The organism is Nocardioides sp. NPDC059952 (assembly GCF_042730435.1).
Lineage (GTDB): Bacteria > Actinomycetota > Actinomycetes > Propionibacteriales > Nocardioidaceae > Nocardioides.
On sequence record NZ_JBHWLY010000042.1, the window covers coordinates 24,761 to 33,962 of the forward strand.

At 68.9% G+C, this 9,202-nt stretch carries 6 protein-coding genes; 2 read left to right on the plus strand and 4 right to left on the minus strand.

Going from position 1 to position 9,202, the window contains the following annotated elements; translation table 11 throughout:
- Positions 1–138 precede the first annotated feature (138 nt).
- Entirely contained in the window at positions 139–1,590 is a 1,452-nt protein-coding gene (locus ACFV9G_RS18830) for an MFS transporter (RefSeq protein ID WP_378729032.1), read from the minus strand.
- A gap of 266 nt (positions 1,591–1,856) precedes the next feature.
- Here ACFV9G_RS18830 and ACFV9G_RS18835 point away from each other — a divergent pair, with 266 nt between their 5' ends.
- Entirely contained in the window at positions 1,857–2,966 is a 1,110-nt protein-coding gene (locus tag ACFV9G_RS18835; protein ID WP_378729033.1) for a ScyD/ScyE family protein, read from the plus strand.
- Positions 2,967–3,022: 56 nt separating this feature from the next.
- Here the strand turns inward: ACFV9G_RS18835 and ACFV9G_RS18840 are convergent, their stop codons facing one another.
- From ACFV9G_RS18840 to ACFV9G_RS18850, 3 genes are all read right to left on the minus strand, one after another.
- Positions 3,023–4,480: an alkaline phosphatase PhoX gene (locus ACFV9G_RS18840; protein WP_378729034.1), complete on the minus strand. Its 1,458-nt coding sequence runs from the start codon at positions 4,478–4,480 to the stop codon at positions 3,023–3,025.
- A 173-nt stretch (positions 4,481–4,653) separates the two neighbouring features.
- A complete protein-coding gene (locus tag ACFV9G_RS18845; protein WP_378729035.1) occupies positions 4,654–6,105 on the minus strand; it encodes an alkaline phosphatase PhoX in 1,452 nt (483 codons plus the stop codon).
- Positions 6,106–6,529: 424 nt separating this feature from the next.
- Positions 6,530–7,480: a 5'-nucleotidase gene (locus ACFV9G_RS18850; RefSeq protein WP_378729037.1), complete on the minus strand. Its 951-nt coding sequence runs from the start codon at positions 7,478–7,480 to the stop codon at positions 6,530–6,532.
- 162 nt (positions 7,481–7,642) lie between these two features.
- Here ACFV9G_RS18850 and ACFV9G_RS18855 point away from each other — a divergent pair, with 162 nt between their 5' ends.
- On the plus strand, positions 7,643–9,079 hold the full coding sequence (locus ACFV9G_RS18855; RefSeq protein ID WP_378729038.1) for a glucose/sorbosone family PQQ-dependent dehydrogenase: 1,437 nt from the start codon (positions 7,643–7,645) through the stop codon (positions 9,077–9,079).
- Positions 9,080–9,202: the final 123 nt, after the last annotated feature.

Below are 9,202 nucleotides of genomic sequence, written 5' to 3' on the forward strand. Positions count from 1 at the left end.
GTCCGCGGCGGCCGGGGCGGGGGGCAGCGGGCGGGGGTGCCGGGGGGGCGCCGTGATTAACCCCGCGGTGCGGCGGACTACTCGCCCCATCGGATAGGGCGAGTAGTCCTACGAACGACGTGTTACAGCGCGCGCCGCTCAGATCCGCACGTCCGCCAGCTCGCCGACCCGCGCACCCTGCGGCCGCAGGTAGACCACAAAGGTGACCAGGGCGCAGATGGCGTAGAAGACGGTGAAGGCGACGAACGCCGACTTCGTGGCGTCGAGGGGGTTGTCGACCCAGGGGCTGTTGAAGGCGATCGGGATGAGGAAGCCACCGATCGCACCGACGGCGCCGATGATGCCGACGGCCGCGGAGGACTTCTTGGTCGCGCCGACGAGCGCGACGTCCCGATCGGCGGTGCCCGGTGTGGTGGCCATCTCGGCCTCGCGGCGGAAGATCGACGGGATCATCTTGTACGTCGACCCGTTGCCGATGCCGGTCGAGGCGAAGACCAGCATGAAGAAGCCCAGGAAGGCAGGGAACCATGCCTGGTTCGCCTCCGCGATCGCGGGCGAGGCATCCGGGTTCGGGGTGAGCTGCATCAGCGTCCACAGCACCGCGAGGGTGAAGACGACCAGTCCGATGAACGCACCGAGCGTCACCTTCGCGCCGCCCCAGCGGTCGGCCAGCCAGCCGCCGAACGGCCGGGTCGCGGAGCCGATCAGCGCACCGAGGAAGGCGAAGTAGGCGAAGTAGATGCCGGTCCCGAGCGGCGCGGGCTCGGGCACCCAGAAGTTCAGCTTGATCAGCAGCGGCATCGCGGCGGAGTAGCCGATGAAGGAGCCGAAGGTGCCGATGTAGAGGAACGACATGATCCAGGTCTGCTTCGACTTCACCACCGAGAGCTGCTCACGCACGGACGACTTCGCGGAGCTGATGTTGTCCATGAAGAAGAAGGCCGCGAGGATCGCGATGACGGCCAGTGCCGCATAGACGAACGCCGCTCGCTCCAGGTGGATGCCACCGGACGAGGCCTTGACCAGCCCGAAGATGCCCGCACCGCCGACGATGACCGGCAGCAGGAACTGGATGAGGGCGACGCCGAGGTTGCCGCCGGCGGCGTTGAGGCCGAGTGCCGCACCCTTCTTCGAGGCCGGGTAGAAGAAGTTGATGTTGGCCATCGAGGAGGCGAAGTTCCCGCCGCCGAGGCCGGCGGTGGCGGCGATGACGCAGAAGACCCAGTAGGGGGTGGACGGCTGGGTGACGGCGTACGCGAAGCCGAGGGTCGGCACGAGCAGCAGCGCGGCCGACATCATCGTCCAGTTGCGGCCGCCGAACTTAGGCACCGCGAGGGTGTAGGGCACCCGCAGCAGCGAGCCGACCAGGTTCGGGATGGCGATCAGGAAGAACAGCTGGCTCGGGGTGAAGTCGAAGCCCTGGGCGACCAGGAAGGCCGAGGAGACCGACCAGATCAGCCAGACCGAGAAGCCGAGGTGCTCGGCGAAGATCGACCAGATCAGGTTGCGGCGGGCGGTCTTCGCCCCGGTTTCCTCCCAGAAGGTGGCGTCCTCGGGACGCCAGTCGTCGATCCAGTGGCGGCGGCTCATGGTGGGCTCCTCTGTTGCGGCAGTCGGCGAGATACCACCCACGATCGCCAGCCCAGGTTTCAGCAGCCGCCAACCCTCGCGTGCGAGCCCGTCAACTTCCTCTCACGGCCTCACAGGGCTCACAACCTCACTTCCGCCGCCGATGGAAGGCAAAGGTCCTTTACCCAAACCGGGCGATTCGATCGCCACCAGGGGTAATGAGACTGAAAAACGACCGGCGACGACGCGGTCGCCGGTCGGGACAGACAACACAAGGGGGACACACAATGTCCAGACTTCCAAGGTGTCTGACGGCGGCTGTCGCACTGATCCTCGGCGCGGCGCTCATCGCCACCACCCCACCAGCACAGGCCCATTCCAAACCTCGGCTGCCCAAGGGCGTACTCGCATCCGGCCTGCTCTCCCCGCTCAGCGCGGCGGTGGACCATGACGGCACGGCGTACGTCTCCTCGAACTTCGCCGGGCAGATCCTGAAGGTCCGGCCGGGCAAGAAGGCCAAGGTGATCTACACCGACCCCAACGGCTACGAGGTCGGCGGGCTCTCGGTCCACGACGGCGTGGTGACCTTCGTCGTCACCCGGTCCAACCGCGAGACCTTCGAGAACACGGGCAGCTGGTTGAAGCGGCTCTACCCCTCGGGCAAGGTCAGGACGGTCGCCGACCTGCACGCCTACGAGACGAAGCGAAACCCAGACGGCCGTACGTCCTACGGGTTCCGCGACGGTGACACCGACTGCAACGCGAAGTGGCCGGCCGACATCGGTGCGCCTGCGGCCTACAAGGGCGGCATCGACTCGCACCCGTACGCCACGGCCCTCCAGCACGGCCGCACCTACGTCGCGGACGCCGGCGGCAACAGCATCCTGTCGGTCTCCTCGCACGGTCACATCCGGACCGTCGCGACCCTGCCGGGGATCCCGTACACGTTCACCCCGGAGGTCGTCGCCGGCTTCGGGCTCGACGAGTGCTTCGTCGGCCGGACCTACTACTTCGAGGGAGTCCCGACCGACGTCGAGACCAGTCACCACGGACGTCTCTACGTGTCCAGCCTGCCGGGCGGACCGGAGGGTCCTGAGCTCGGTCCTCGTGGCAGCGTCTTCAAGATCGACGCCAGGACGGGACACAAGAAGCAGGTCGCCCAGGGCTTCCTCGGCGCCACCGGCGTCGCGGTGAGTCCGCACGGCACGATCTACGTGGCCGAGATGTTCGGCAACAAGATCACCGCCGTACGTCACGGCCACCGCTGGACCAAGGCGGAGAAGCCCACTCCCGGAGCGGTGGAGTGGACCAGGTGGGGAGTCGTCGCCACGATCGACGTCCTCTCCGGGACCGACGGCACCTCGCCGCCGGCCGGAAAGCTGGTCAACCTCGGATGATCGGACGACGCGGCGGGCGACCAGGCGCCCGCCGCGTACGTCTTCTCTCGTGATCCTCAGCCGAGGTAGCGCTCCCACGGGCCGGTGATGGCCAGGGTGTAGCCGGGGTCCTGCATGTTGACGAAGAGGACCTTGCCGTCGGGCGAGAAGCACGGGCCGCAGAACTCGGAGTCGTTCAGGTCGTTGCGGGCGATGGCGTACGCCGGACCGCCCGGGAACGCGCCGAGCACGTGCGAGGCGCCGGTGCCGTCCTCGGCGAGCACCAGCGAACCCCAGGGGGTGACGGTGACATTGTCGGGGCCGTCGAAGGTGAGGTCGGTGTACTTCGGCGCCGGGGCATCGTCCTCGGACTGCGTCTGGTGCGGGAAGTACGTCACCAGCTGGATGGTCTCGGCCGCATAGTCGTAGAACCAGACCATGCCGTCGTGCGGGCTCGCGTCCGCGGGGAGGTCGGTGTCCTCCCAGGCGTAGGAGTTGACCACGTAGACACCCTCGTCGGTGCCCCACACGCCCTCGAACTTGCGCCCCCGGGTGACCTCGCCGTCGGCGAACTGCTCCCGACAGGGAGTCGACTGGGCGTCGCGCTCGGGAACCTTCTTCCACGTCACCGGGAAGGGCTGGCCCATCTGCGCGGAGGTCAGGTAGGCCACGTCGGGCAGCACCGAGCCGTCGGGCAGGATGATCTGCATCGCGGCGAGCGTGCCGGCGTCGTCCGCCAGCTCGGTGAGCACGCCCGGACCGAGCCTCACCCCGGCCGGGGCGGTCCAGCGGTAGAAGAGCCCGTTGGGCTCGTCGGCGTCCTCGGAGAGGAACACCTTCGTGCGGGTCCTGTCGATCGCGAGGGCCTCGTGGTCGTAGCGGCCGAAGGCCTTGATCGGTCGCGGGTCGGCCGAGCCGTCGGCCCAGACCTCGAAGACGTAGCCGTGGTCCTTCTCGTAGACCCCCGTGCTGCCGTCCTCGCCCTCCCACTCCTCGCCGGCGTCGTTGACGGTCTCCTCGCAGGTCAGCCAGGTCCCCCACGGCGTCGGGCCGCCGGCGCAGTTGGTGGAGGTGCCGGAGATCGCGACGAACTCGCCGAAGTTGGCGCCGCCCGCGTCGGTGGTGATCACGGTGCAGCCGCCGGACGGCGCGCCCGGGTCGTAGACGGTGCCCTCGACGAGCGGCACCGGTACGCCCTCGCCGGGCTCGATCTCGTGGTTCTGGATCAGCGTGTAGCGCCCGCGCCTGCCACCGAGCACCATCATCCCGTCGTGGTTGGACGGCGTCTTCTCCCCCGTCTTCAGGGTCGTCTCACCGGCGGAGGTGACGATGGCGTACGCGAACCCCTCGGCCAGCGCGAGGATCCCCTTCGGGTCGTCCACGAGCGGCGGGAACGGCTCGCGGGCGCGCTTGCGCCCCGGGGTGCCGGGCCGCGCGGGCTTCGCCTCGGCGAGAGCGGGGACGGCACCGGCGACGGCCAGGCCGATCCCGGTCGCGGCTCCTCCGGTGAGCAGGGAGCGTCGAGTTGCGGGCATGGTTGAACTCCTCGAGCGAAGGTAGGGGATCCCGAGACAGGTCTCAGCCCTCAACCCAAGCCACTCCGCAACACCTGCGCGCGCGCCCGAGATGAACCTCAGGCGACGGCGCCGTGAAACATGTGCGGCGGGCAGCCCGAGCCGCCCGCCGCCCACGTCTTCGCCCCGGGGCCTCAGCCGAGGTAGCGCTCCCAGGGACCGGTGATCGCCAGCGTCAGCCCCGGGGACTGCATGTTGACGAAGAGCACCTTGCCGTCCGGCGAGAACGCCGGTCCGCAGAACTCGGAGTCGTTGAGCTGGTTGCGCGCGATGGCGTACGTCGGGCCGCCGGGGAACGAGCCGAGCACGTGCGAGGAGCCCGAGCCGTCCTCGGCGAGCACCAGCGAGCCCCACGGCGTGACGGTGACGTTGTCCGGGCCGTCGAAGACCAGGTCGTCGTAGGCGGGCCGGTCGTTCTCCCACGCCTCGTCGTTGTGCGGGAAGTACGTCACCAGCTGGATGGTCTCGTTCTTGTAGTTGTAGAACCACACCATGCCGTCGTGCGGGACCGCGTCGGCCGGCAGATCGGAGCTGTCCTCGCCGGCGTAGGAGTTGACGACGTAGACGCCCTCGTCGGTGCCCCACACGCCCTCGAACTTCTTCCCGCGGGTCACCTCGCCGGTGGCGAACTGCTTCCGGGTCGACACCTCGCGCGCATCGCGATCGGGCACCGGGATCCAGCGGACCGGGAACGGCCGGTTGAGCTGGGTGGAGGTCAGGTAGGCCACGTCGGGGAGGATCGAGCCGTCGGGCAGGATGATCGCCATCGCACCGAGCTCGCCGGCGTCGTCGGCCAGGTCCTCCGCGATCCCGGGCCCGAGCTTGTAGCCGCGCGGCGCCTTCCAGCGGTAGAAGAGACCGTTCGGCCCGGAGGCGTCCTCGGAGAGGTAGACGTGGCGACGGTCCTCGTCGATCGCGAGCGCCTCGTGGGCGTAGCGGCCGAAAGCCTTGATCGGGAGCGGCAGCCTGCGCCCGTCGGGGAAGACCTCGAAGACGTACCCGTGGTCCTTCTGATAGCCGTTCCCCGAGCGGGTCTCGGTCTCCTCGCAGGTCAGCCAGGTCCCCCACGGGGTCGGACCACCGGCGCAGTTGGTGAGCGTGCCGGAGATGCCGACGAACTCGCCGAGGTTCTCGCCGCGCGCGTTGGTGGTGATCACGGTGCAGCCGCCGGCGGCGGTCGCACCCGGGTCGTAGACCGTGCCCTCGACGTGCGGGACGCCGTACGTCGCGTTGCGGCCGAGCTCGTGGTTCTGGATCACCGTGTAGGTGCCGCGGCGGCGGCCGGCGAAGACCGCGTTGCCGTCGTGGGCTCCCGGGGTCAGCTCGCCGCTGTCGAGCTTGGAGACGCCCGCGCGGGTGATGATCGTGTAGGAGAAGCCCTCGGCCAGCGCCAGGATCCCGTCGGGGTCGTCGACGAGCGGCGGGAAGGCTTCGTACGGGGTGGGCGCGTACGTTCCGGCGCCACGCCCGTTCCTGGCGGTGGCACCCGGGGTGGATTCGGCGAGCGCGGGCATGTTCCCGGCAATCGCGATCCCGACGCCGGCGGCAGCGCCGCCGGCGATCAGAGAGCGACGGGATGCAGGCATGGTGGTACTCCTCGGAGCTTGGTAGGGGATCCCGAGACAGGTCTCAGCCCCTACTCAAGCCACTCCACATCACCCGTGCGCCCGCGCGAGGTGAACGTCAGGCGGCGACGCCGTGAAACGTACGCTGGAGGCGACTCAGGCCGCTCCGAACAGGCCCGTCAGGCCGGTCCTCCGGGCGGGGCCGGAACGCCCGCTCTCCCACGCGTACCCGCATCTGCAGCACATCAGCCGCCGGCGGCCCCCCACCGAACGCGAGAGAACCCGGATCTCCTCGTCTTCGGTGCACTTGGCACACATAGCCGAAGTCATCGAGTGAACTCCTCGCACTTCTCAAGTGAACAGAATCTGTACAACTTCGCCCAGGGTGACATATGCAAGCGCTCATCCACCAGATGAGAACCTCCTGTGGATGAACTGTAAAGCGCTATTGACCAGCGTGAACGTCGTCGGCGTTGGCCACGCCGTAGGGGATGTGGACCCCGGCGATCGACCCGACCGCCTCGTCCAGGTGGGTCGTCTGGTCGTCGAAGAAGATCAGCGGGCGGAGCACCTCGAGCACACGCACCTTCTCCACGCCGCCGAGGAAGAAGGCCTCGTTGACGTGGACGTCCCAGGACTGCAGCGACCGGATCGCCCGCTCGTGTGCCGGAGCGCCGCGAGCGGTGACGAGCGCGATCCGCAGCCGCGGTTCATACTCGGGAGACTCCAGGCGGCGCTGCTCCTCGATCCGCTGGATCCGGTTGAGGTCGCGCAGCAGCGGCTGCAGCGGCCCGGGCTCGAGCGGCTCGGCCTTCCGGCTCGCCTCGTAGACCCGGTATCTCTCGATCCCCTCCTCGCGGAAGACCCGCTCGGAGCCGTCGTCGGCGAGCACACCGTCGAAGTCGAAGGCGACGACGACCGAGGGGTCGGAATCGTCGTACGTCGCCGCCGACGGCAGCACGTGACCGGCCGGGAATCCCTCGCGGCTGGCCGCGATGACGTCCTCGCGGTTGCCGCTGAGGAACAGTGACATGTCGAGCGCGCCGATGTAGCGGTGGGGCGAGCGCCCCTGGGTGAAGACGGCGCGGGTCATCGGCAGGTCGTGGTGCTCGATCGAGCGCATCACCCGCAGCCCGGTGTTGGGATCGTTGCGCGAGACCACGATGACCTCGACGAGACCGTCATCGGCGTCGGCGGCCAGGTCGTTGAGAGTCAGCAGCCGCTTGATGAACGGAAACGCGACACCTGGCCTGAGCGGGTCGTCGATGCGTTCGTCCTGGTAGCGGCGGTAGGCCTCCTCACCATGCTCGCGGAAGTACGCATCCGACTCGGTCAGATCGAAGAGCGCGCTCGACGCGATCCCGACGACCAACCGGTCACTCAGCTCATATCCCACGCTCCGCAACCTACCGCCCGGGCCCGGAACGTGATCGTTGCCAGATCAACTCAGGTCCGCCATAGTTCGCGCCAGCGTCCTCGTGGCACCGGCCACATCTCTCGGGGAGGAGCGCTGTTTTATTTTCTTCGATCCCCTTCCCCTGGAGGAGAAGTACGTCTCATGAGCATCACACGAAGCCTGAGTCTCGCCGCCGGATCAGCTGCTCTGGCAGCGCTGACCATCACCGTTCTGCCGGCGACCGCGGCCACTGGCGCCGACCCGGCGCTGGGCACCCCGAGCGTGGTCGCCGACGGCCTCAACAATCCCTACTCGCTCGTGTGGGGAGCCCGCGACAAGCTGTGGCTCACCGAGAAGAGCGGCCGGTCGGTCCTCAGCGTGGACCCCACGACCGGCGCGAAGACCACCCTGCTGGACCTCTCCACCCAGGCCGTCTCCAGCGGCCAGGACGGCGTGCTGGGCCTGGCCGTGGAACCGTCGGTCGCCAACAACGACCGCGGCTATGCGTACGTCTCGTTCACCTACGACTCCGGCCGGGCCGAGGAGTCCACGGGCGAGACCCGCCGCACCAAGATCGTCCGCTACAGCTACGACGACGCCACCAAGACGCTGGTCAGGCCGGCCACGATCATCTCCGGGCTGCCCGGCAGCATCGACCACCAGGCCGGCCGCCTGCTGATCGGTCCCGACGGGAAGCTCTACTACTCGATCGGCGACCAGGGCACCAACCAGTACTCCCTCGCCTGCCGTCAGAACCAGGCCCAGACCCTGCCCACCGCGGCCGAGGTCGCCGCCAAGGACTGGTTCGCCTACCAGGGCAAGACCCTGAGACTGAACCGTGACGGCTCGATCCCGATCGACAACCCGACGATCGGCGGCGTACGCAGCCACATCTGGACCTACGGCCACCGCAACCCGCAGGGCTTCACGTTCACAGCCGCCGGCAAGCTCCTGGAGGCCGAGCACGGCCCGAAGACCGACGACGAGATCAACCTGCTCCGGGCGGGTGGCAACTACGGCTGGCCGAACGTCGCCGGCTACCAGGACGACGAGTCCGCCTACGTCTACGGCGACTGGAGCGCCGCCTCCCCGACGCCGTGCGCGGAGCTGACGCACTCGGACTTCGCGATCCACGAGGACGTGCCGACGTGGCAGGAGTCGGAGTTCACCGCGCGCTTCAACGAGCCGCTGGACACCTTCGGCACCTCCGTCACCTGGGACCACGACTTCACCGGCGCCCCGTGCGACGAGTCGGGCCTCTACTACATCTGCTACCCGACGATCGCGCCCTCCAGCCTGACCTACTACAAGCCCGCCACCGGCCGGGCGATGGCCGGCTGGGAGAACTCCGTGATCATGACCAGCCTCAAGGACGGCACGATCTACCGGCTGGCCCTCAACTCCACCGAGACCGACGTGTCCGCGGTCGAGCCGCTCTACACCGACCAGGACCGCTTCCGCGCGACGATCGTCAGCCCCGACGGCAAGACCGTCTACGCGATCACCGACACCGCCGGCCTCGTCCGCGGCGAGGGCGACGTCCCGACCACCGACCTCACCCACCCGGGCTCGCTCCTCGCGTTCCCGGTCAGCAACTGACTTACGTCTCTCGTCGGGCCGGATCGTCCTCGGGCGCGGCCGCCCCCCCGGCGGGGTGGGGGGCCCCCCGAGCGGGTGGAAGCATGGGCGGACCCTGGATGGGGGACCGGGCCGGCGGCCCCG